General features: G+C 64.7%; 12 protein-coding genes. 7 read left to right on the top strand and 5 right to left on the bottom strand.

The features are described from left to right. Positions 1–60 precede the first annotated feature (60 nt). From ACIGJB_RS24720 to ACIGJB_RS24700, 5 genes are all read right to left on the bottom strand, one after another. Positions 61–1,185, bottom strand: coding sequence for an ABC transporter permease (locus ACIGJB_RS24720; RefSeq protein ID WP_483732619.1), 1,125 nt, complete (start codon positions 1,183–1,185; stop codon positions 61–63). A 2-nt stretch (positions 1,186–1,187) separates the two neighbouring features. After that, positions 1,188–3,920 carry a ribosome-associated ATPase/putative transporter RbbA gene (gene rbbA / locus ACIGJB_RS24715; protein WP_483732618.1) on the bottom strand — a complete coding sequence of 911 codons (2,733 nt, stop codon included), beginning with the start codon at positions 3,918–3,920 and terminating at the stop codon, positions 1,188–1,190. Positions 3,921–3,922: 2 nt separating this feature from the next. Beyond that, positions 3,923–4,993: an HlyD family secretion protein gene (locus tag ACIGJB_RS24710; RefSeq protein ID WP_483732617.1), complete on the bottom strand. Its 1,071-nt coding sequence runs from the start codon at positions 4,991–4,993 to the stop codon at positions 3,923–3,925. Beyond that, positions 4,990–6,387, bottom strand: a complete 1,398-nt coding sequence (locus ACIGJB_RS24705) for an efflux transporter outer membrane subunit (RefSeq protein ID WP_483732616.1) — start codon at positions 6,385–6,387, stop codon at positions 4,990–4,992. Before ACIGJB_RS24705 ends, ACIGJB_RS24710 begins: the two co-directional genes overlap by 4 nt. 514 nt (positions 6,388–6,901) lie before the next feature. Further along, positions 6,902–7,327 carry a phasin family protein gene (locus tag ACIGJB_RS24700; RefSeq protein ID WP_483732615.1) on the bottom strand — a complete coding sequence of 142 codons (426 nt, stop codon included), beginning with the start codon at positions 7,325–7,327 and terminating at the stop codon, positions 6,902–6,904. A 306-nt stretch (positions 7,328–7,633) separates the two neighbouring features. Between ACIGJB_RS24700 and ACIGJB_RS24695 the strand changes: the two genes are divergently transcribed. The 7 genes from ACIGJB_RS24695 to ACIGJB_RS24665 all read left to right on the top strand — a co-directional run bounded on the left by ACIGJB_RS24695 (position 7,634) and on the right by ACIGJB_RS24665 (position 23,312). Beyond that, a complete protein-coding gene (locus tag ACIGJB_RS24695; RefSeq protein ID WP_483732614.1) occupies positions 7,634–9,175 on the top strand; it encodes a methyl-accepting chemotaxis protein in 1,542 nt (513 codons plus the stop codon). A 128-nt stretch (positions 9,176–9,303) separates the two neighbouring features. Beyond that, positions 9,304–9,804: a two-partner secretion domain-containing protein gene (locus ACIGJB_RS24690; RefSeq protein ID WP_483732613.1), complete on the top strand. Its 501-nt coding sequence runs from the start codon at positions 9,304–9,306 to the stop codon at positions 9,802–9,804. Positions 9,805–9,833: 29 nt separating this feature from the next. Beyond that, positions 9,834–10,763, top strand: coding sequence for a hypothetical protein (locus ACIGJB_RS24685; protein ID WP_483732612.1), 930 nt, complete (start codon positions 9,834–9,836; stop codon positions 10,761–10,763). After that, a complete protein-coding gene (locus ACIGJB_RS24680; protein WP_483732611.1) occupies positions 10,760–12,511 on the top strand; it encodes a ShlB/FhaC/HecB family hemolysin secretion/activation protein in 1,752 nt (583 codons plus the stop codon). The genes ACIGJB_RS24685 and ACIGJB_RS24680 overlap by 4 nt, the downstream gene beginning before the upstream one ends. A gap of 26 nt (positions 12,512–12,537) precedes the next feature. After that, positions 12,538–13,356: a peptidyl-prolyl cis-trans isomerase gene (locus tag ACIGJB_RS24675; RefSeq protein WP_483732610.1), complete on the top strand. Its 819-nt coding sequence runs from the start codon at positions 12,538–12,540 to the stop codon at positions 13,354–13,356. Positions 13,357–13,459: 103 nt separating this feature from the next. Next, a complete protein-coding gene (locus tag ACIGJB_RS24670; RefSeq protein WP_483732609.1) occupies positions 13,460–21,349 on the top strand; it encodes a two-partner secretion domain-containing protein in 7,890 nt (2,629 codons plus the stop codon). 1,660 nt (positions 21,350–23,009) lie between these two features. Continuing rightward, on the top strand, positions 23,010–23,312 hold the full coding sequence (locus tag ACIGJB_RS24665) for a hypothetical protein (protein WP_483732608.1): 303 nt from the start codon (positions 23,010–23,012) through the stop codon (positions 23,310–23,312). Positions 23,313–24,067 lie beyond the last annotated feature (755 nt).

Below are 24,067 nucleotides of genomic sequence, written 5' to 3'. Positions count from 1 at the left end.
CGCTTCTTGCGCGGATGGGGAAAGGGGCGCATGCCAGATACCCCGGCACCCCTCCGCGTTTCAAGCCATCTGCCCAATCGTTTTCCGAAACCGGTTCAACGACATCACAAACAACACCGTCCCGATCACCAGCAACGCCAGGAACGGCTTCCACACCACATCCAGCCCCGCGCCGCGAAAAAGGATGGCCTGCCCGAGCGCCACGAAATGCGTGGTCGGCGCCGCCAGCATGATGTCCTGCACGATCTGTGGCATGCTCTCGCGCGGCGTGTTGCCGCCCGAGAGCATCTGCAGCGGCAGCAACACCAGTACCAGCAGCATCCCGAACTGCGGCATATTGCGCGCCACGGTCGCCAGGAAGATGCCCATTGCCGTGGTGGCGAACAGGTGCAGCGCCACGCCCGCCATGAACAGCAGCAGCGAGCCCTCGATGGGCACATGCAGCGCGCCGCGCACCACGAACACCAGCGACAGCATGGCCGCCGCCATCACCACCATGCCCATCGACCACACCTTGGCCAGCATGATCTCGGCCGGCGTCACCGGCATGACCAGCAAATGCTCGATGGTGCCGTGCTCGCGCTCGCGGATCAGCGCGGCGCCGGTCAGGATGATCGACAGCATCGTGACGTTGTTGATGATCTGCGTGAGGCCGCCGAACCACGATTGCGTCAGGTTCGGGTTGAAGCGCGCACGCAGCGCAAGGTCCACCGGCAACGGCGCGGCGCCACGGTATCGCTGCACGAACTCGTTCACTTCGTCCGTGAAGATGCGCTGGATGTAGCCACTGCCGCTGAACGCCTGCGTCATGCGCGTGGCATCCACGTTGAGCTGCACGGCGGGCGAACGGCCGGCCAGCACGTCGCGCTGGAAATTGGGCGGGATGTCCAGCGTGAACGTGTAGTCCCCGGCGTCCATGCCCTTGTCCATCTGCGCGGGCGAGATCAGCAGCGGCGGCGCGAACTGGGGCGGATAGAACGCGGAGAGGATGCGCTCGGCCAGCGGCGAGGCATCTTCATTGACCACCGCGATGGGCGCCATGTGCAGCGTCTCGGGCACCGCGGTGGCACCGGTGTAGACCGACACGCTGAACACATAGATGATCAGCACCAGCAGGGTCCGGTCGCGCACCAGGCTCCACAATTCCTTGATGCCGAGGCGATAGATATTGGCCAGGTGCCGCATGGTCAGCGCTCCTGCTTCTTCAGCAACGCCGCGGTGGCGGCGAAGATCACCGGCACGGCCACGAGCATCGGCCAGAACGATGCGCGCAGGTCGTGCAGCCCCAGCGCCTTGTTGAATACGCCGCGGCTGATGGTGAGCATGTGCGTGGCCGGATAGGCCAGGCCGGCCAGCCGCGCGCTCCCCTCCAGCGACGAAACCGGCACCAGCATGCCGCAAAACTGCACGGCCGGGATCATGGTGCCGATGATGGCGAAGAACATCGCGGCGATCTGGCTGCGCGTGAAGGTCGACGCCAGCATGCCGATGCCGGTGGCGCAGAATGCATAGATCAGCGCGGCCAATGCCAGGGTCGGGAAGCTGCCCTTGACCGGCACGCCGAAGACGGTAACGGCCAGCAAGGCCATGAGCAGGAAATTGAACATGGCCAGCGCCACGTAGGGCAATTGCTTGCCCAGCAGGAATTCCGTGCGCGTGACGGGCGTCACGTACAGGTTGGTGATCGAACCAAGTTCCTTCTCCCGCACCACGGCCAGCGCGGTCAGCATGGCCGGCAGCATCAGCAACAGCAGCGGGATCACCGCGGGCACCATCGCGGGCAGGCTCTTCACGTCGGGGTTGTAGCGGAAGCGCGTTTCCAGCGTGGCGGTGCTCACGGCGTCCTGCCCGTAGCGGTGGCGCATCTGGTCAAGCAGCCAGCCCTGGTGCATGCCCTGCACATAACCTTGCACGGTCTCCGCGCGCGATGGCATCGAGCCATCGATCCATACGCCGACCTGCGCCCGCGCGCCGCGCTGCACGTCGCGCGCGAAGCCGGGCGGAATCTCGACGGCCAGCGCCAGTTCGCCGCTGCGCAGGCGCCGGTCCATGTCGGCGTAATCGGTGATCGGCGCACGCTCGATGAAATAGCGCGAGCCCGACAAGTTCAGCGCATAGTCCTGGCTCAGCACGGTCTGGTCATGGTCGAGCACGGCAAAGCGCAAGTCCTCCACGTCCATGCCGATGCCATAGCCCATCGCGAACAGCAGCACCAGCGAGCCGACCAGCGCCAGCGTGGCGCGCACCGGGTCGCGGCGCAGTTCGAGCGCCTCGCGCCACATATAGGTGAAGGCGCGCTGCAGGCTGAAACGCTGGCGCTGCGGGACGGGCGTAGGAACGATCAGCGGCGCGGCCTCGGCTGGCGCTTCCGCAGGTGCCGGCGCACTCGCGTCGGTCAGGTAGGCGATGAACGCTTGTTCCAGCGTCGCGGCGCTGCGCCGGCGCACCAGGTCCGCCGGCGTGTCGCTGACCAGCACGCGGCCCGCATGCATCAGCGAGATGCGGTCGCAGCGCTCGGCTTCGTTCATGAAGTGCGTGGAGATGAAGATGGTCACGCGCTCATTGCGCGACAGGCCGATCAGCAGCCGCCAGAAACTGTCGCGGGCCACCGGGTCCACGCCGGAAGTCGGCTCGTCCAGGATCAGCAGCTCGGGCTGGTGCACCATCGCCACGGCCAGCGACAGGCGCTGGCGGATGCCCAGCGGCAGGTTGGCCGGCAAGGTGTCGAGCACGTCGGCAAGCGCGAAGCGCGCCACCATATCAGCGACGCGCGCGGGAGTTTCCGCGGCGGGCACGGCGAACAGCCGCGCATGCAGTTCCAGGTTCTGCCGCACGGTCAGTTCGCCATATAGCGAGAACGCTTGCGACATATAGCCAACGCGCTTGCGGGTATCGATGTCCTTCGGGTCGATCTCGTGGCCGAACAGCCAGGCCTTGCCCTCGCTGGCCGGCAGCAGGCCGGTCAGCATCTTCATCGTGGTGGACTTGCCGCAGCCGTTGGAGCCCAGGAAGCCGAAGATTTCGCCACGGCGAATACGGAAGCTGACCTTGTCGACGGCGACGAAATCGCCGAAGCGCATGGTGAGATCCCTGGCTTCGATGGCGATGTCGGCTTCGTCGCCGGCCTCCAGCGGCGTGAGGGTAACTTCGGTGTGGCCGCGCCGGCGCGATTCGGGCAGCAGGGCAATGAATGCGGCTTCGAGCGATGTGGTGCCGGTGCGCGCGAGCAGTTCGGCGGGCGTGCCGGTATCGAGCACCTTGCCGGCATCCATGGCCACGAGCCAGTCGAAGCGCTGCGCCTCGTCCATGTACGCGGTGGCGACGATCACGCTCATGGCCGGACGCGTGGCGCGGATACGGGCGATCAGGTCCCAGAACTGCGCGCGCGCGAGCGGGTCCACGCCGGTGGTCGGCTCGTCGAGGATCAGCAGGTCGGGGTCGTGGATCAGCGCGCAGCACAGCCCGAGCTTCTGCTTCATGCCGCCGGACAGCTTGCCGGCCGGGCGGCCCAGGAACGGGTGCAGGCCCGTGCTGCGCGTCAGGTCGTCGATGCGGCGGCGGCGCTCGGCGTCGTCATGCCCGAACAGGCGGCCGAAGAAATGCAGGTTTTCTTCCACCGACAGCGTCGGGTACAGGTTCTTGCCGAGCCCTTGCGGCATGTAGGCGATGCGCGGGCACACGGCGTCGCGATGCTTGCCGCTGCGCATGTCGCCGCCAAAGGTTTCCACTACGCCTTCCTGCACGGCGCGCGCGCCGGACAGCAGCGACAGCAGGCTGGACTTGCCCACGCCGTCGGGGCCGATCAGGCCGATCATGCGGCCCGCCGGCACATCGAGGCCGATGCCGTCCAGCGCTACGGTCGAGCCGTACTTCAGGCTGACGCCGGCAATCCGGGCAACCGGTGGCAGGGCGGCGTCCATGGTTACTGCGGCACCTTCACCGCCAGGTTGGCCGGCCATTCGGCCTTCGGGTCGAGCCTGACCCAGGCCACGCCGGGCACGCCGGTCTTGACCTGCTTGAGGTGCTTCCTGAGCAGTTCGCGGTCGATCTGGGCCTTGACGCGGAACATCAGCTTCTCGCGCTCGCTGGCCGTCTCGACGGTCTTGGGGGTGAACTGCGCGGTGCTGGCCACGAACGAGACCGTGGCGGGTATCACATAGCCGGGCGCGGCGTCGAGCACGATGCGCGCCTCGGCGCCCAGCGGCACGCGGCCGGCCACGGTCGCGGGCAGGAAGAAGGTCATGTACACATCGGACAGGTCGACCAGGTTCAGCACCTTGCCGCCCGCGCCAAGCACTTCGCCGGGTTGCGCGATGCGGTACTGCACGCGCGCGTCGCGCGGCGAGGTGAGCTGGCTGTCGGTGATGTCCGCCTCGATGCGCGCCACGGTGGCCTTGGCCGCGATGATGGTCGAGCGCGTGCCCACCAGCTGCGCGCGCGCCGCTTCGATGGCGGCCTGCGCCGCCGCCACCTGCGCCTTCGACGCCGCCACGGCGGCCTGCGCGCTGCGCACGCGCGCGCGGTCGTCGTCGAGTTCCTGGATCGACGAGGCGCCTTCGCGCGACAGCGTGCTGGAGCGGGCCAGGCGTCGCTGGGCCGCGTCCAGTTCGCTTTCGCGCTGCGACACCACGGCCTGGGCCGCGACCTTGTCGCTTTCGCGCACCGCCACCTGCGCCGCTGCGCTGGCGGCGGTGTTCACCGCCTGCTGTTCCTGCGCGCGCGCTTCATCGCGCTGCGCTTCGAGCACCTTGACCTGCATGCGCGCGAGGGGGGCTCCAGCGGCGACGAAATCGCCCTCGTTGACGAGGATGCTGTCGATGCGTCCGGCGAGCTTGGTCGCCACGTCGATCTGCGTGGCTTCGATGCGGCCGTTGCCGCTGGCGAACCCCGGTCCGGGGCCGGTATCGCGCATGGCATTCCAGCCATACACGCCTGCCGCGACGGCCAGCGCCACGGCGGCGACGGGAATCAGCTTGCGGACAGGAAGTTTCATGATGGCTGGTCTGAAGGTGAGGGCGGGGCCGGGACGTCGGCACGGTGGTTGTCGTAGGCCTGCGTACCGCCGCCCAGCGCGGTGTAAAGGGATACGCGGCTGGACAGCAGCGCGCGGCGCGTCTGTACCAGCAGCTGTTGCGCGCCCAGCAGGTCGCGCTGGGCATCGAGCACTTCCAGGTAGGGCGTGGCACCGTTGTCGTAGCGCAGCCGCGCCAGCCGCTCGCGCTCGGACTGAAGCGCCAGTGTGGCTTGCAGGTCGGTGACCTGTTCGGCCAGGCGTTCGCGTGCGGACAGCGCATCCGAGACGTCGCGGAATGCGGCCTGGATGGTCTTCTCGTACTGGACGATGGCCTGGTCGCGCCGCACCTCGGCCAGCTTCAGGTTGCTGCGGTTGCGCCCGGCATCGAAGATCGGAACGGACAGCGACGGGCCGAAGCTCCAGGCGCGGCTGGGGCCGGTGAACAGGTCGTTCAGTTCCACGCTCGCCGTACCGAAGCTGCCGGTCAGCGTGATGCGCGGGAAAAACGCGGCCCGCGCGGCGCCGATATTCGCATTGGCCGCGGCAAGCTGGTGTTCCGCGGCGACGATATCGGGGCGGTTGGTCAGCAATTCGGAGGGCAGTCCGGGCGCCATGTCGCGCAGCACGATGCTGTCGTCGAAGCGGCCAATCATCGGCGGCAGGGCCACCGGCGCGCCGACCAGCAGGGCCAGCGCATTGGCCTGCGCCGCGCGTTCCTGCCGCAGCTGCGAACCGAGCGTGCTGGCCTGGCGCCACAGCGCTTCCACCTGCGTCAGGTCGAACTTCGAGGTCGAGCCCATTTCGAAGCGCCGCCGGAAGATGCGCAGCGATTCCGCGCGCGACGCAATGGTCTGGTCCGTGAGCGCGATGCGCTCGTCCAGTTCGCGCAGCACCAGGTAGCCGTTGGCGACCTGGCCGATCAGGCTGACCGTGGCCGCTTCGCGTGCGGCGTCGCTGGCCAGGTAGTTCTCGAGCGCGGCGTCCTTCAGGCTGCGCACGCGGCCCCAGAAATCGAGTTCCCACGCATTCATGCCGATGCCGGCCTCGAAATCATTGATGGTCAGCGGACGGCCGGTCGGGCTGAAGGCGCCCGGCGTGCCGGAGCGCGTGGCGCTGGCGCTCACGCCGATGGTCGGAAACTGCTCCGAGCGCTGGATGCCGTATAGCGCCTGGGCTTCCTCCACGCGCAGCACCGCCGCGCGCAGGTCGCGGCTAGTGGCCAGGGCCTGGTCGATCAGCGCCTGCAGCGCGGGGTCGGCAAAAAAATCGCGCCAGGCGGTCGCTGCGGCAGGCGAGGGCTGCGCGACGCCGGCTTCGGCCCTCGCATAGGTGGCGGGGACCGGCGCCACTGGCCGCTTCAGTGGCGGTGCCATCGACACACAGGCAGACAAAGCCATGGACAGGACGGCTACCGTAACGGCAGCCCTCCCTGGCAGGTAATTTCGGTGTGGCAGTGACTGCCAGATGTCGGGAACGGGAGCGGGAGCGGGGGCGGATCGTCTGGGAAGATCTGCACCCATCGCTCAGCCTCGAAGCGACGGGTCCTGTGGCCGGCGGCGTGTCTGGAGCGGGATGCGCCGCAGCGCGCGCTTGGGGCTTCGCCGCTGTGCGGCGCGAGTCAGGACGAGGGAGACGATGGCCGGGATGGCAAGGAAGGCGACTGCATACACAAGGACTGGGGCGCTCATTTGCATGTTCCGGTAATTAACTACAACATTACTGTAACGATCTTGTCGCTTCTCCCTCTTGATAAAAATCAAGGCGCTCCGGACCGGACGCGCGGTGTGCCTTGTGGTTCGATGTCTGCACGCCCGTCCGGGCGGCATGGTGGGCGGCGGGGCCAGCCGGCGGATACCGCCGGCTATGGCAGTCGCGAAGGGTCCGCGCTCAGGTCGATTTAGGCGTGAGCAGGCTACCGGCCTCCTGCAGGTTCTGCTGCGCGCGGTTGCCGATCACGGCCATGGCGTCGGCTTGTGACTTGCGGGCCATCTCGGCCAGTTCACGCATGTTTTCCAGCGCCTGATGCAAGGCCTTCTGCACGAACTCGTTCTGGCGGCTCATGGCTTCGGCGGGATTGCCGCCGGTGTTCATCTGCTGCGCGGCCGACTGGATCTGCTGCATGGCCTGGCTGAAGATCTCGGCCTGCTTCTGCATCATCGCCTGCATGCCTTCATAGGCGAGCTTGTTGGCCTCGCCAAGGGCCTCGATGTCCTTGCGCCGTGCTTCCATCACGGCGCCCATGTCCATGCCGGGAAGCTGGAACTGCTCGAGCATCCTGGTGAAATCCGCGAAGGGGTTGGGAGGGGTATTCATTCGGTCGCTCCTTGTCATCGGGGGGGAATCGGAGGTGGTTCAAGCTGCCTGTCTATGATTACTCTAGGTGGTGGAGGGGGCGGCCCGCAAGGAGCGGAAAGGCGCCGCACCGGTTATTCGCCTGGTCTTCAGGCACACCCCCTCCGTCGCCGGGTATTCGAGAAAACCCTAAAGTTTGGGCCCGCCGCTGCCGTTCCCGTCCATAGCCCGCCATGACATGGCGGGTACGAGAGCGAAAGGCGGCGCTCGCGCGCCCGCACTTCGCCTTATCGAGGTCCAGAAGTCCAGATCAGGTAGAAGATAGCAATGAAGAATTTCGGAATCGGGGTACGCCTTGGCGTAGGTTTTGGCGTGGTGCTGGTGCTTTGCGCGTTGATGTCCGCCTTTGGCATCCTGCGCCTGCAGCAGGTGGCCGAGCGCACGCATGACATGATGCAGCAGCCGCTGACCAAGGAGCGGCTGGTCAGCGACTGGTACCGCCTGATGCATACCAGCGTGCGCCGCACCACGGCGGTGGCCAAGAGCGCCGATCCGTCGCTCGGCGCGTTCTTCGCCAGGGAAACGAAGGCATCGCTCGAAGGCATCGCGGCGCTGCGCGACAAGATGCAGCCGATGCTGACGTCCGAGGCCGAGAAGGCCGCGTTCAAGAAGATCCTGGAGGTGCGCGAGCCGTACAACGTCTCGCGCGACAAGATCACCAGGCTGAAGCAGGACGGCGATACAGAGGGCGCCAACGAAGTGCTGGAGAAAGAGTTCGTGCCGGCAGGCGATGCCTACCTGGCCGAGATCCAGAAGCTGCTCGACATCCAGCGCACCAGCATCGACGCCACGGCTGCCGAGATCAACACGATCTACACCAACGCCCGCAACAGCCTGGTCGTACTGGCCGTGTTGGTGCTGGCCATCGGCGTTGCGTTTGCGGTGTGGCTCACGCGCGGCATCATCCGGCCGCTGGGCCATGCGGTCGACATCGCGCGCACGGTGGCGTCGGGCGACCTGACCAGCCGCATCCGCGTGGACAGCCAGGACGAGACCGGCCAGCTGCTCAACGCGTTGGGCGAGATGAACACCAATATCCTGCGCATCGTGCGCGATGTGCGCACCGGCACCGAAGCCATTGCCTCGGGCACCAGCCAGATCGCGGTGGGCAACACGGACCTGTCGCAGCGTACCGAAGAGCAGGCGTCCTCGCTGCAGCAGACCGCGGCCAGCATGGAAGAGCTGACCAGCATCGTGCGCCAGAACGCGGACAACGCCAGGCAGGCCAGCTCGCTGGCGGTGAACGCCTCGGAGATCGCGGCCAAGGGCGGCGACGTGGCCGACAAGGTGGCCGAGACCATGGAAGAGATCAACGGCGCGTCGAGGAAGGTGGTCGACATCATCGCGGTGATCGAGGGCATCGCGTTCCAGACCAATATCCTGGCGCTGAACGCCGCGGTGGAAGCCGCGCGCGCCGGCGAGCAGGGCCGCGGCTTTGCCGTGGTGGCGGGCGAGGTGCGCAGCCTGGCCCAGCGCAGCGCCACCGCCGCCAAGGAGATCAAGTCCCTGATCGGCGATTCGGTGGATCGGGTGGAGAAGGGCTCGGCCCTGGTGGCGCAGTCGGGCCAGACCATGCAGGAGATCGTCGAAGCGGTCAAGCGCGTGACCGACATCATGGGCGAGATCAGCGCCGCGTCGGCCGAGCAGAGCGCCGGCATCGAGCAGGTCAACCAGGCCGTGACGCAGATGGATTCGGTTACGCAGCAGAACGCCGCGCTGGTTGAAGAGGCCGCGGCAGCGGCGGGCTCGCTGGAAGAGCAGGCACAGCGGCTGAAGCAGGCGGTGGCTACGTTCCGTATTGCGGCCTGAGGTAGCAGGGCTGTTTGCTCGCTTCTCTCGCTTGCGGGAGAAGCCGGGGAAAGGGCGGCGTTAGGCACGCGCCGTAGTGCCTTGCTTCGTGGTTGCTTCTGCCCTTTCTCGCGCGGCACTTTCCGCAAATGGAAAAGAAAAGCCGCGCCGGCGCCACCCCGTGGCCCCAGGCCATCGTGCTGACGACCAGTCAGGGAACCATCGAGATCGGCCCCGAAGGCCTGTCGGGCACGTTGCTGAACCTCGAGCTGTTTGCCAAGCGGATTCGCGTTGGTGGACCGGTCACGAACCTGTACGAGCATCCCAATGCGAAGGTGCGTCTGGTTGCGGGCAGCAGCCGGGCGGAGATCGACACCAGCATCTCCGCTACCGACAACCTGACGCGCTGGATCGCATACTCGGCGCCCACTGTCAGCGCCGGGCAAGGGATCGCCATCGACATTACTGGGGCGGGCAGCTTGAGTTCCGGTCGCATCGAACTGATGGTCACGGACCAGGGGGCGGGCGTGCGCCACGCTGGCGCGGCCTATGCCACCGCGGGCGATTTCTCGGTCTCCGGGACCGGCGACTTGCAGTTGGCCTCCGGTACAGTCACTGCCCGGCAGGACGTCCTGAAACCGGTGGGCTGATCCAGGGCCAGACACGCATCGCGGACAACGTGCTCTCCACGGGGGCGGTCACCATCAAGGCAGGTGGCAACGTCAACAATGTTTCGACGCCCGGCCTGCTGGGCATCGTTTTTGGCGCGGCCGATGACGTGGACATCGCCGGCGGCGGCAACATCGTCAATCAGTATGGCCGCTTCCTCTCCAACGGATACCTGCGCGTGGCAGCGACCGGGGACGTCGTCAACACGGTCACGCATACCGATGGCACGGGTGGCGGGCAACTGGCCACCTACAGCAGCGCGGGCCAGCGCTGGCTCGTCCTCAGCCGGCGCACGACCGGGCTTGACGTCGACTACGGGCAAATCGACCGCCCCGACCAGATCGCCTATCTGCTCTCGGACAAGGGCACGACGATCTCCGGACGCAACGTCATCAACTACGGCGGCGACATCTACGCCAACAACGGCCCAATCCGCATCGATGCGGCCAATACCTTCCGCAACGAGGGCATCGCTACCGGCTCGGCCCACTTCGAGCGATCCTGCCTGATCGTGTGCCGGACCTCGGCATCGTCCACCACCAGCGTGACGGGCGGCTTGCTGTCCGCCGGCGGCGACATCGATATCCGGGCCGGCACGGCGGCCATCAATACTGGAGGCCGTGTGCTGGCCATGGGCGATTTGACCGTCACGGCCCCGGTGACCTATGCGACCGGCATCACGGGTTATACGGCGATCTCCCGCGATCGCGGCTTCAAGGCCTTCTTCGGGGATACCTGGGCGCGTCTGTATGCAGCGGACGTCGGCGGCAGCTGGATGGCCGCCGGAAAGACGCAGATCAATGGCGACACGGTCACGGATGGCGGCAGCTTCGACGGCAACGTCACGGTCAGTGGCGTGGCCACAGTCGTGCGGCCGCGCCAGCGCGATCCGGTCTCGATCGAGAACCACCTCGGTCTCACCTCCGGGTTCTGGCAATGAGGCGGCTTCCAGTTTCGCTACGTGCGATCGTCTGTGCCGCCGTCGCATTGGCTTGCGCGCCGGTCTGGGCGCAGGTGCCTCCGGCCGCGCTCGTGCCCGAAGATCCCGCGCAACGGCTGCTGCGCGAGCAGCGCCAGCGCGAGCTCGAACGCGAGGCGACCCAGCCTCCGACCCGGATCGAGACGCCAGCCGTGGTCCCCGCCGATGCATCGGTGGAGTCCGTGCCTGAATCCTCAGCCACCTTCGAGATCGGGCGCATCGAGGTGCGCGGCAACACCGTACTGACAGATCGCGAGATCGATGCCATCACCGCGCCTTTCGTTGGCCACGCATTGGGCACCAACCGCATCAACCTGTTGCTGCGGCGCTTCACCGAGGCGTTCGTCGCCAGGGGCTATATCACCACGCGTGCGTATCTCGGCGAGCAGAACCTGGCCAGTGGCGTGTTGGTCATTACGGTCGTGCCCGGCAAGGTAGAGGGCATCACGCTCAACGGCACGTCGATCCGGCCGAATGACCGCGCGCTGTTTGACACGGTGGGCGGCGGCTGGATCACCGACGCTGGTACTGCCACCCAGTTTCCGGCTCCCGGCGACACCTTGCGGCTGCCCGACCTGGAGCAGGGCGTGGACCAGATCAACCGGCTGCGCCGCAACCGCGCCGAGTTGCAGATCCAACCCGGCCAGACACCCGGCAGCTCCATCGTTGCGCTGGCCAATCAACCGGGCGACCGGTTTCGCTTCAACGCCGGCATCGACAACTATGGCAGCAAGGCCACCGGGATATCTCGCACGCGGCTCGGCTTCGATGCGGACAACGCGCTGGGGTGGCAGGAATCGCTGTCGGCCAGCTATGTTGGCACGCTGGACACCAATGCCGGCGTGGTGTCGGCGGCCGTGCCGTGGGGCTACAACACTTTCAGCTATACCGGGTCGCTCTCCGAGTACCAGAACGTCATCGGCGATACGGCGCTGCTCTATGGCCGCACTTTTGGCCATACGGTTGGCTGGAACCGCGTGCTCACCCGCAGCCAGAGCGGCCGGCAGGCCTTCGACCTGACGCTGACGCACCGCAAGACCGAGCGTGAGATCAACAATCTCTGGCTCGACCCGCAGCGCCTGACCGTTCTGCGCGCGGCCTGGAGCGGGCTGCGGCGCTTCACGGCCAATAGCCAGCCCGGATACGGCACAGCCGAAGTGGGTCTCTCGCGTGGCTTGCCCAGCGTCAATGCTACGCGCGACCCCTCCGACATCCGCACCGACGAGGCGCACGCGCAGTTCACCAAGCTGGACGGCAACGTCGGCTGGCAATTTCCGTTACCGGGCGTCTTCGACAGCGCGCGCCTTGCCTGGCGCGGCCAGTTGGTCGGCCAGTGGACAAACGTCGCGTTGTTTGGCTCCGAGCAGATCTATGCCGGTGGCATGAGCACGGTGCGGGGCTTCCGCGAAGGGGTGATCGCGGGGGACCGCGGTGCCTACTGGCGTAACGAACTGGCATGGGCCAACGCCCCGATGCTGGGCGCGCTGCGCATGGAGCCGTACCTGTTTCTCGACGGCGGCCAGGCCATGTACGTGGCCACGCGCCACTGGCAATACGTGGCCGGCACTGGCGCCGGCATTCGCCTTGTGGCCAATTGGGCCCGGCAAACCTTCACCAGCGAGCTTCTGGTCGGCATGCCGCTGGCCCAGCCCGCCGTACTGGGCAACAAGCGCCCAATCGTGCTGGCCACGCTTAACTGGCTCTATTGAGTCTCGACATTTCAAGGATGAACCCCATGCAATGCCACGCTTCCCGCCTCCTGATGGTCACCGCCCTGGCTTTCGGTCTGCAGGCCTATCTTCCCGCCGCCGGTGCGGCCTCTGTCAATGGCGTGGCCATCCCGGACAGCCAGGTCACGGCCGCGCTCCAGCAGGCGCACATTGCCGATACGCCGCAAGCGCGCAGTGCCATCACGCAGCAACTGATTGCACGCGAGCTGTTCCGCCAGGAGGCGAGCAAGGACAAGGCCCTCGAATCGCGTGCCGACGTGCAGCAGGCCATCCGCGATGCGAAGTCCGCGATTCTCACGCAGGCCTGGCTCAAGGACCATATCAAGCCCGCGCCTGTCACCGACGCCGACGTCAAGGCGCGCTACGACGCCATCGTGGCCAGCCTTGGCGACAAGGAATACAAGGCCCGGCTGATCCAGGTAGCCGACGAGGCCGGTGGCAAGGCGGCGCTTGCGCGGATCAAGGGCGGTGAGGATTTTGCGAAGGTCGCGCAGCAGGTCAGCCTCGCGCCTTCCAAGGCCGCTGGCGGCGCGATGGACTGGGTCAGCTTCAAGGTGCCGGCTCAGGAGGGCAAGACACAGGGTCTGCCATTGCCGCTCGCACAAGGCATCGCGACCTTGCCGGCCGGCGCGGTCAGCGCCGCACCCATTGCCATCGATGGCCGCTTCTACCTCATCAAGGTCGATGAGGTTCGTGCCACGCAGGTGCCGGCCTTCGATCAGGTGAAGCCGGGCATTCAGCAGGCCCTGCAGGCGCAGGCGCTTGAACGCGCGACCACCGCGCTGGTCACGCAGTTGCTGACGAAGGCAAAGATTTCCCAGTAAGCGCGCAGCAGGGCGGGGCGTTGCCTCGCCGCGCTGGCCCGGCGCGTGAGCCAACGCGCCAACCCGACGCAGGACAAGCCGCAAACAGCACGTCAGGATTTCCATGAACCGCAAGCAGCCGGCCGCCACGGCCCTCACAGCACCGAACCCTGCCGCACAGGCTGACGCCGTGAGCGACGAGGTGTCAGGGATCACGGCCGATGTGTCGATGGCGGAACGCGCCCGCACCAGCATCGCGGCACGCGCCCTGGCCGGCGCGGTCGCGGTCACGTTGTGGCTGGCGCCGCTGCAGGTGTCGCTCCAGCAGGCGCAGCAGGCTGCTGGCGTGCTGGCTGCGGGTGCAGTCGCCGTGGATACGCCTGCGGTATTGGCGGGAGCGGCGCGCCAGGGGTTGATGCGCTGGGCGGTCAATCACTTGCCGGTGGCGGCCAGCTTTGGGCTGCGTGAGGCCGCAGCCGCGCCCATCGTCGACCCTACGGCGCCGATCCGGTTCCAGCCGACGATCACGACCACTACGGGCCCGGGCGCGCCCGAAGGAGGCGTGCCTGTCGTGGGGATCACGACCCCGAACGCGGCGGGGATTTCGCTGAACCAGTATCGCGCGTTTGTGGTCGATCCCGTTGGCCTGATCCTGAACAACAGCACCACGGGCGGGGGCACTTTCCTCGGCGGCCAGGTCGGCGCGAACCCGAATCTCTCCGGCTCGGGTCCGGCGGGCCTGATCATCAACCAGGTCACCAGTACCGCGCCGGCGCAGGTCAACGGCACCGTGGAGATCTACGGCGCACCGGCCGGGCTTGTCATTGCAGCGCCCGGCGGAATCTACACCAACGGCGCAGGCTTTACCAATGCGACGCAGGTGACCCTCACCACCGGCGTGCCGCAGTTCCTGTCCACGACCGGCGCCCCAAGCAGCTTTGATGCGGCGGCCGCGGCCGGCTTCCTGGTCGAAGGCGGGCGCATCCAGATTGCCAATCCGGTGCCGGGCAACTCCAACGGCGTCGGCATCGAGGGTACGGTCGGGAATATCAACCTGATCGCCGAGTCCATTGGCGTCGACGCGGCACTCTACGCCGGCAACCAGATCAACATGGTGGCCGGGCGGCAGTTGGTGGCGCCGGCCGGTGCGGGCTTCACGACCACGGCTACCGGCCCGAACAACGCGGCCACCAATACGACTGCGACCAACGGCCTGGCGATCGATGCGACCGCCTTTGGCGCCATGACGGCGGGCCAGATCACGATCCTGTCCACGGCGGCAGGAGTGGGGGTGCGCGCGGACGGCAACCTGGCCGCCTCAGCAGGCAACCTGACGCTCGATTCGGCCGGCAACCTCAAGGTCGGCAAGACCTATGGCAAGGGCGATGTGGCGCTGACCTCTGCCGTCAATGTCACCACGGCCGGCAACGGCCAGGCGGAAGGCAGCTATGCCGTGCGCGCGGCACAAGACGTGACGCTCGGCGGCACGCTCGGTGCCAATCAGGTGGTCACGGCCCACGCGGGCGGCTCGATCACCGGCGCCGGTGGTGTCGCTGCCCAGCAGGCGGCCACGCTGGCAGCCGGTGGCAGCGTGGATATCGGCGGTGCCGTCTCGGGCTCGCAGATCACCATTACCGCGGCCGGCAACGACGGCAAAGGTGATATCCACCTTGGCGGGGATGTGACCTCGCCGGGGACCATCACCCTGGGCGCGGCACGCGATACCACGATCGATGGCAGTGCCGTATCGGCCGGCGATCTCAATTTGTCGACGCAGCGCAATCTCACGATCAACGGCGCGGCTGGCAGCACTGCGGGCAATGTGTCACTGACAGGGGTGACAGGCAGCGTGACGACGACCGGGGATGTTGTCTCGCCCGGCTCGCTGAGCGTGAGTGCCGGCACGGATGCGAACCTGGGTGGACGGGTGGTGGCCACCGGCCCGGTGACGGTGACCGCAACAGCGGGCAGCATCGCCACCAGCGGCGAGATCGGCAGCAATGCAGACCTGACCTTGCAGGCTGCGCAGAACGTGACGGTAGGCGGCCAAGCGCAAAGCCAGGGCAACACGACCATCACGGCTACTGGCGGCAGCGCCACCGTCAACGGGGCACTGACCAGCGATGGCGACACCACAATCTCGGCCCGGCAGGACGCCAGGGTCTCGGGCAGCGTGGCCAGCGGCGGCAACACCACGATCCGAGCCACAAACGGCTCAGCCGCGGTGGCGGGATCGCTGCTCGCCATGGGCAATGCCACGATCGGCGCTGGCCAGAATGTGAACCTCGCTGGCAGCGTGCTGACCGCCGGCGATCTGAACGCGACGGCCGGTCAGACGCTGACCGTGGGCAGCCTGCCGTATGTCGGCGGCAACGCTACGCTGCGCGGGCAGGACATTGCTCTCGGATCCGCCACGACAAAAGACAACCAGGTGGCCGGATCGCTGGACGTAGCCGCGGCCAACAGCCTGACGCTCACCGGCAATACCCAAACCACCAATGCGACGCTGGCCGGCCAGGCGGTCAGCAATGCGGGCACCACTGTGGCGACGCAGAACCTCGCCGTTCATGGCAGTCGCATCACCAACACGGCTACGGGCGCACTGGTCGGCAACACGGTCAACGTCAATGCAGTCGATGTGGTGAACCGTGGCACGCTGGGCGGCCAGCTCACGAACGTGACGGCCACGAACAGCCTGGACAACGCCAACGGCCTGCTGGTCGGCGTGCAGACCCTGAACGTGACCACTGGCGCGCTGACGGGCAACGCCGGCGGCACGATCCTGGCGGGTGACCTGACCGGACTGAGCCCGACCGTTGGCGATCTGTCCTTCACGGTCACGGGCGCCGATGGCAGCTTCAACAACGCTGCCGGACAACTGCTCGCCGGCAACAACCTGACGCTCTCCGCCCTCAACCAGACTTTTGATCCGGCGGCGGCGGGGACGCTGGGCGCCAACGGTACGTTCGCGCTCTCGGCGCTGGCGATCCACAACGCGGGCACATGGGACGTGGCGGGTGGCAATGCAGTGCTCACGGCTACGCAAGGCATCAGCAACAGCGGCACGATTCAGAAGGCCGGCGACCTGTCGCTATCCACCGCTGGCCTGCTGGACAACAGCGGCCAGATCGTCGGTGGCGGCAATCTGAGCATGTCGGGCGGCACGGTCGGCAATACCGGCACGGTGCACGCCAACGGCGATCTGGCGCTGGCTGGCAATGTGGTCAACGCCGGCACGGTTGAAGCGCTGGGCAATCTCGGCATCACCGGCGGCGACTTTGACAACCGGGGTGGTACCACGCAGGCCGGCAGGAATCTGGCTGTCGATATCACCGGGACACTGAACAATACTGCCAGCGTGATTGGCGCGATGGGGGACGTGCACATCGCCGCCCAGCAGGTCATCAACGACCGCAGCGCACCGGTCGATGCGGGCAGCGTCAGCGGGCAGGTCACCAACGACGCGCTGGTCAATTCGATCATCATCGGAAGTGTCGCCACGGCGAACACCATTTGCGCGGGCGATGCCGGGTGCAGTACCACCATGACCGGTCCGTTGGTCAACGTGACGATTGGCGACCTCAAGCGGAATCCCGATGGGACGATTCCTCTGCTGCTGGGTAGCGTGGAGGTGCCGACGGGCGACCTGAACGGTTCAATGCAATGGGCGCAGATGTGGCACCTTGGGGTAGACCCGGCGGCGTATCCGGACGCGCCGCAGCAAAGCTTGCCCCTGTCCGCAGTGACGGTGGACCGCAATGTCGTGCAGCAGACCGACGGCGTTGCCGGCCAGATCTCAAGCGGCGGGAAGCTGGACATGACTGCCGCGTCGCTGTCCAACAAGGGCGGTGTCATCTCTGCCGCGCGTGACGTGACGCTGAACCTGAGCGCGCTGGACAACGGCCGTTCGGCATCGCTGATCGATGGCGTGACCGACACGGTGAACCAGGCCAGCCTGTCGGCGTTCCTGGCGCAACTGCAGGCCATTGGCGGCACCACCACGGGCGGACTGGCCGCCCCCGGCAACACCCTGATGTATGGACCGCTCACGAGGACTGTGTGCAACGGAGGGGACAATGGCTGCGAGGTGTTTTCGGGAGCCGACACGCCTTTCGTGATCGGCAAGGCCGCGGACGGCTCTGCGCCGATGACCCCTGCGCAGGCGAGCGTGACGGAGCGCGCCGGCAAGGCCGGCGAGATTACCGCCGGCGGCAATCTCGCCCTGAATGGCTCAGGCAACCTGACCAATGCAGGGGATCTGGCGGCGGCGGGCAATATCACGATCACAACGCCAGGCACCTTCACCAACCAGGGCTTCTACGACGCCAAGGTGACGACCACGCCGGGTTGCATGCCGGGCTCGACCACGTGCGCGAACGCCAGCCCGCATGTCGATAACCTGACGTGGCAGCAGCAGAACAACACCGTAGCCGCCGACGGCACGCTGACGGTGCAGGCCGCCAACGTGCAGAACCTGAACGGCACCTTGGCCGCGCGCGGCAATGTCGACATCACGGCCACGGGCGGCGTCACCAATCAGAGCGGCACGATCCAGTCGATCAGCGGTGACGTGTCGATCAGCGCGCCGACGCTGATCAACAAGGCCATGGACCCGGTGACGCTGCACAAGGACTACGGCAACCTCAACCCGTCCTACGCCGGCGGCTGCAACGCGGGCGGCTCTTACAAGGGCAGCAACTGCTCGGCCGATGAAACCGTGGCCGCTGGTCCGGCAGGCATCATCCAGGGCGCGCGGGACGTGAACCTGAGCGGCACGACGCTGGCGAACAACGGGGGCATGATTGCGGGCGGCAACAACGTCACGGTGACCATGACCGGCGGCGTGGATAACACGAGCCTCGTGCAGAACGCGAACTGGGCCGGCATGTGGGTCGAGAAGACGGGCATGTTCAGTTCGGACAAGACCCACAGCACCAACGGCGTGGCGGTGCTGGGCACCCAGGAGTCGCTGATTCAGGCCGGCAATGTGCTGATGGTGACGGCGGGCGGGCAGGTCGCGAACACCGGCAATATCCTGGGCAAGCAGGTGGATATCACCGGCGCCGGGCTGCTCAATGGCTACACCAGCCCGGACCAGCCGACGCCGCCGGCGACGGTGCCCAGGCAGGTTATCTCGCTGGGGCCGCCCCCGGTGCCTGCCGGCTCGCTGCCGCCGGGCACCCCGTCGGCAGACCCGACTCGGCCGTGGCAGTTCAATCCGGTGATCGTGGCCACGCCCGGCACGCCGACGACGGGCGGGGCGAAAACCATCGACTGGCACTTCACGGCGAACCTGGGTGGCAATCCGCTGGAGGCGCCGGGTGCCAACACCGATCGCACACAGTACCTGACGCTGACGCCAGCCACGTCGGTGCTGGCTGGCGTGACACCGGACGCGCTGCTGGCGCAGCTGCCGGATACTCTCAAGCCGGGTGGCGTGACGTTCTATTACGACCCCTATACCGAAGACCAGAAGCTGCAGCAGGCCGCATTGCAGCAGACCGGCAAGGACAGCTTCATCAGCGGGCTGACGTACGACAACCAGACTCAACTCTCGGTCACGGACCAGGAGAAGCTGGCGCTGTACAAGAACGCGGCCGATTATGCGAAGGCCAACAGCATCCCGCTAGGCACAGCGCTGACGCAGGCGCAGATCAACGCGCTGGACAAGCCGATGCTGTGGTACGTCGAGCAGACGGTGCCCGACCCGAGTTGCAACACGGTCAGCAGCTTGGTTTGCCCAGGCGTGAGGGCGCTGGTGCCGCAGGTGTACCTGCCCGAGGGGTATGCGCAGGCGCTGGCCAAGGCGACGGGCGGCAATATCACTGGCGATAACGTCAACCTGAACTTTGCGGGTGGGACGATTCGCAACACGGGCATGATCGCGGCCGGCGACACGCTCAGTGTCAAGGCAGAAAGCCTCGACTTGACGCCCAATGTGGTCGACATCGGCAAGTCCGCCTACGGGGTCAAGGGCGGCTGGCTGGAAGTGAGCGGCACGCTGGTGCAGCCGGGCGGCTTCATGAGCGCGGCCAATCTGGACCTTGAAGTTGGCGCCATTAATGCCGTCAACGATGCGTTGCGCATCACCAACCCGGACGGCACGACTAACCAGGCGGCGACCAATGCCCTGCTCGCGCAGTTGCAGGCCAATCTCGGTGGCGACTATACCGCCGGGACGGTGACCGACGATATCCACCAGAACTTCATCAAGAAGCAAAGCGCCGTTCCAATCTGGGTGGTCATGGCGGCGGCGGTGGTGATTGCCATCGTCACTTATGGCGCGGCGAGCTATGCCATTGGCGCAGCGGCGGACGAAACGGCGGGTACGGTTGCTGCCGGAACCGCCACGGCGACGGAGGCCGCAGCGGCAGGCAGTACGTGGGCAGCGGCGAGTGCGGCGACCGCAACGACTGCTGCAACGTCGGCAGGCCTGGGCAACGTCGTCGCATCAGCCGCACTCGCCAGCATGGCGAGCAGCGCCGCCTCCCAGGTGCTGTCCGGCCAAGGCTTTAGCGTTGGCAAGATGTTCGAAGCCGGCGCGGTCGGCGCGATCACGGCCGGGTTGACCAACGGCATCACGCTGGACGGCGCCGGCAACCTTGGCTTCAACACTGGCGTGAACGTGGCGGGATCCGGCACGCAGAGCCTGGCGGCCCTGGTGGGCGTCAGCAATGCCAGCGGTGTCATGCAGGCCGCCAGGGATGGTGCGACGGGGGCACTGTGGCAGCAAGGTGCGGCGATTCTCGCCACCGCTGGTATCACGGCGGGAGTCGGGTCGGTGTTCTATGGGGGTAGTTTCGGCAAGGCGCTGACGCAAAACTTGGTGGCTCAAGGGGCTGCGCTCGGTGCGAACAGCATTGGCTCGACAACGGACCCAGGGTCTTTGCAAAACATTGCTGAGCACGCTGTACTGGGCTGCATCGCTGGGGCTGCTAGCGGTGGCAACTGTCAGGCTGGTGCGCTCGGTGGCGCTACCGCAGCGGCGGTGTCGCCGTTGGCCGGTGGTGCGTTGGGAATCGAGACCAACGCGGATCGGGCGAACCCGCTGAACCAGGCGATCGTGACTGCCATCGCGATGCTGGCGGGCGGTGGTCTGGCAACGGCGCTCGGACAGAATGCCAATTCCGCGGCCAGTGCCGCGCAAAACGAGGCGCTGAACAACTACCTGAGCCCCAAGGATAGGTTGGCATTTGATAAGGCCAAGAGGGAATGCGCGAACGGTGTCATTTCATCGTGCGCCGCGGCCAACATTTACGCGGAGAAGGATCAGAGGAGCAATGACATTCTGGCCGACGGGCTGACAAGGTGTGAGGGAAGCAGTTGCCAGTCCCTTGCTTACTGGATTCAGGATCAGAAGGCGTCCCTGGCTTGTGGAGCCGGTGGCAGCTCTACCGACTGCCAGGTATTGGAGAAGAGCTGGCAGATAGCGCAGGCGAAGGCACAGGGATTGGAGCTACCAACCTTCTCGCCGGATGATCTGATTGGCACCGGTCTGATCAAGGGACTTTTGACAGGGACTTTGAAAGGGGTTGGCCTCACTGGCATAACGAGGTCGTTAGCAGAAAGCTCTGGATTGTCTGCGGTCAAGACCAACGTTCTAGACAACATCGCAGCCAGCCAAGCGGCTCGTGCAAATTCAAACTTTAGTCAGTACATTGCTGCGGAGGGGCGGCTGCAAGAGGCGCTAGGAATCTGGCCGCCGAACAGCGGAGCTTACGCGCCGGTGTATAACACGACCATTGGAGTTGGTACTCGGGTGGATCGCTATGGGTATCCGGGAGGATCGTTTGTATCACCCCTTGGAGCGTCGTTTGACTCGAGAGCACTGCCGTCTTCGTATCTGACGACCAAACCATACTTCGAATATCAAGTGTTGCAGCCTATTTCAGGTGTTACGGAGGCAAAAATCCTCCCTTGGTTTGGCCAACCCGGAAAGGGCACGCAGTTTCAATTGCCAAATCCTGTGCAGTGGTATATTGATAATGGATATCTGGAGAAGAGGCTGAAATGACGCGCGACGAATTGGAGAGGAAGCTGGCCACGATCGGCGTTCATCCAAGTAGCTATTCACTTGACGGAATCCGGAACAGCGATTGTGTATGTGTGGTAGCTGAAGGGGAAGCATGGACGGTTTATTATGTCGAGCGTGACAAGCCGCGTGAGTTGGGAGTTTTTAGTGCTATCGAAGACGCGTTCGAATTTGTCTACACGACATTCTGCAAATGGCTTGGTGTCAGTCGGCCTTAAATAGCTCTTAACCGTCCCGGGGTTTCCCGGAGCGGTTCGTAATCCGGATTGAAACCGTGGATGGCTGACTAGATTTGCGCATCCGCGTGTACCTTGCTTCTTATCGGAGTCAGGGTATACGGCCAACAACTCGCGTCTGGGGGGGCAAAAGACCACCATCGACACCCGCGTTGGGGCGTCGATCGCCCGTCAAGCCAAGCTACGTCTAGAGTTGCCAAGTGGAGTGGCTCGCGCGGCCGGCGTGGATAGTGCAGCGAATGCCGTCAACGGTTTGAATCTCAACAAATCGTTGGCGAGCCAACAGCAACTTTTGCAGTTGATATCTGGAAACGGCATTAATATCGCAGGCAAATGGGACCAGTGCCTCTTTGCGGGATGCTCCTCGTTTGGTTTCGGAGTATGGTGGGGGATTGGAGTAAGGTGAGCAGCGCAAGCTATACGGCTGCGGACGGTTCCCAGTTTGAAATCCACGCCTACCGAAATGCAGTAACGGGACAGGTTGTGGAGCCTCGTTCCGCGGCTCGAACGTCTTGCGCGATTTTCGAAACGCACTGGGAGGAAAATAGTGAGTACTTGGCAGGAATTTGTAACGGAGCTGTCTGGGGACGACGTGCTCAACTTCATCGAAAGGCAAGCCCTTGATGAGTGGGGGGAGACATTCCCACCACCGTATTATTCGGAAAATTTGGTAAGGCAATAGCCGGTCATTTTGGGGAGCTTCGGCCCGAACGAAGAGCCCATATCTTCGCGTTATTGAGAAGGGACTCGACGATCGCGATATGCCGCTTAAAGCGCTTGTGGCGACCGGCTTACTTGAAGCTCTCTACTTGCGAGCGGCAGGAATCCCTGGTCGTTGGGATGAGATTAGGAAGTATCTCGGCCCGGTGTCTGCATCGTATCTGATGGAATGGGGGAATCCACAGCAGTGACTATGCGATCAAGATTCCGACCGGCACGACAGTTTATCAAGGCCCTGTTGGCAATCAGGGTGGTATCTATGTCGGTGGGAATAACGTCAACCAAATCTTCGTTCCTCAGCCGTGGAAAATCCCTGGTGTTGAGCCGACTGCTCAGCCAGTGAATATAAGAATACACCGAATGTCTCCCGTCTCCCATATCAATGCCCTCCTCACCGAGCTGTTTGAGATTTATGAGAGAGAGGCCGGAGTTTCGTTTCTGCCTGGGATATCTGCTGCTATTGATGCTGTCTCTGGGTGTTGCGAGATCGGAGACAGTCGGTTTCGAGAGGCGGCATCCATATATCGAACGTTGGCGGGGTCTAAGTCTGGATTCTCAGATTTCTGTATTGACAGGCCAACTGTCGAGGAACGGGTGATCGCGAATGGACGGCTTGACGATATTAGGCGGGAGCTGTGGAAAATTTTTGGTTTTTAGCCCGGCGATGCTGAGAGTAGGGTGCTTTGATGCATCATATTCTGGCAACCTTCGTGATTTCAGCGGATGTGGAAAAACCGAAGGCGGCGGGCGTACGCAATGGGTACGCTCCGCATCACAAGTTCGCGGCCATTGACTACTTAGCCAGTGGAGTACATTCCTATGAGGACAATGATTTCCATTTTCCTGGCGAGACCATAAAGGCAAAAATCAGCTTTGCAGGCTGGCAGTTCTTCTCGGAAAAAATAAAAGTCGGAGATGAATTCGAGGTCAGAGAGAATGCCAGATTGATTGGTCATGGAAGAGTCGACGAGATACTTTGGAATACATAACTTGCCAAATCGAGGTCATAGGCTTTTTTTTGTTTTTGTTTTTGTTTGGGATGTCTACTGAAATTAATTGTCCCTCTGGGTGTTGCGAGATTGGGGACAGTCGATTTCGAGAGGCTGCATCGATATATCGAACGTTGACGGGGCGTATTGAATATTGAACTGTCCGGAACGAGGCACTTCACGGGCGCGGGTGCTGCTCAGCAAGGGAGGCCTTGTGGGTGAGGGAAATCAAGTAGTCTTTCCCCCAGGCTTTAGAGTTGATTATTCGTGGATAAAGACACCCATGAATTCGTGTAAGTGGGAAGCTATCGATGGATTTGCGTCACCGGGTGAAGGCGATGGGGCCGCAGGTGTACCTACCTGAGGGCTATGCGCAGGCGCTGGCCAAGGCGACCCGCGGCAACATCAGCGGCGATAACGTCGACTTGAACGCTTTAGCCAAGTCCAAAAATTGGCGAATTCTTCACAAAAATCAAAGCCATTCTCCGTCCATCCGTGAATCAGCGCGACGCCCTGAACCACACCGCCATCGTCAACGACGAAACACGCGAGATCATCGCAGTCCTGCCTTTTGGCAAAGGCGAGCAAGCGCTTGTTAGTAACGCCAGGCCATCTGATTCGACGCCCAAAAACTATGCTCGGGAGGTAGGTAGCGCCATGGCTGTAGCTGGCCAAAAGGTTCGTAGCCAACGAGACCGCGAGCAAGCAACCAGTCGTACCCAGCAGGTACATTCGTCTTTAAAAATTCATTCAAG

It is taken from the genome of Cupriavidus sp. C2SS-8b, assembly GCF_057073745.1.
The sequence above is the reverse complement of the archived record's forward strand: the minus strand, read 5'-3'. Positions and strand labels throughout refer to the sequence as shown.

Bases quoted from the DNA above. Each gene is read 5' to 3' on its own strand.
- rbbA (WP_483732618.1), bottom strand. From the start codon at position 3,920: ATGGACGCCGCCCTGCCACCGGTTGCCCGGATTGCCGGCGTCAGCCTG.
- ACIGJB_RS24720 (WP_483732619.1), bottom strand. From the start codon at position 1,185: ATGCGGCACCTGGCCAATATCTATCGCCTCGGCATCAAGGAATTGTGG.
- ACIGJB_RS24665 (WP_483732608.1), top strand. From the start codon at position 23,010: ATGCATCATATTCTGGCAACCTTCGTGATTTCAGCGGATGTGGAAAAA.
- ACIGJB_RS24700 (WP_483732615.1), bottom strand. From the start codon at position 7,327: ATGAATACCCCTCCCAACCCCTTCGCGGATTTCACCAGGATGCTCGAG.
- ACIGJB_RS24670 (WP_483732609.1), top strand. From the start codon at position 13,460: ATGAACCGCAAGCAGCCGGCCGCCACGGCCCTCACAGCACCGAACCCT.
- ACIGJB_RS24680 (WP_483732611.1), top strand. From the start codon at position 10,760: ATGAGGCGGCTTCCAGTTTCGCTACGTGCGATCGTCTGTGCCGCCGTC.
- ACIGJB_RS24695 (WP_483732614.1), top strand. From the start codon at position 7,634: ATGAAGAATTTCGGAATCGGGGTACGCCTTGGCGTAGGTTTTGGCGTG.
- ACIGJB_RS24675 (WP_483732610.1), top strand. From the start codon at position 12,538: ATGCAATGCCACGCTTCCCGCCTCCTGATGGTCACCGCCCTGGCTTTC.
- ACIGJB_RS24705 (WP_483732616.1), bottom strand. From the start codon at position 6,387: ATGGCACCGCCACTGAAGCGGCCAGTGGCGCCGGTCCCCGCCACCTAT.
- ACIGJB_RS24710 (WP_483732617.1), bottom strand. From the start codon at position 4,993: ATGAAACTTCCTGTCCGCAAGCTGATTCCCGTCGCCGCCGTGGCGCTG.
- ACIGJB_RS24690 (WP_483732613.1), top strand. From the start codon at position 9,304: ATGGAAAAGAAAAGCCGCGCCGGCGCCACCCCGTGGCCCCAGGCCATC.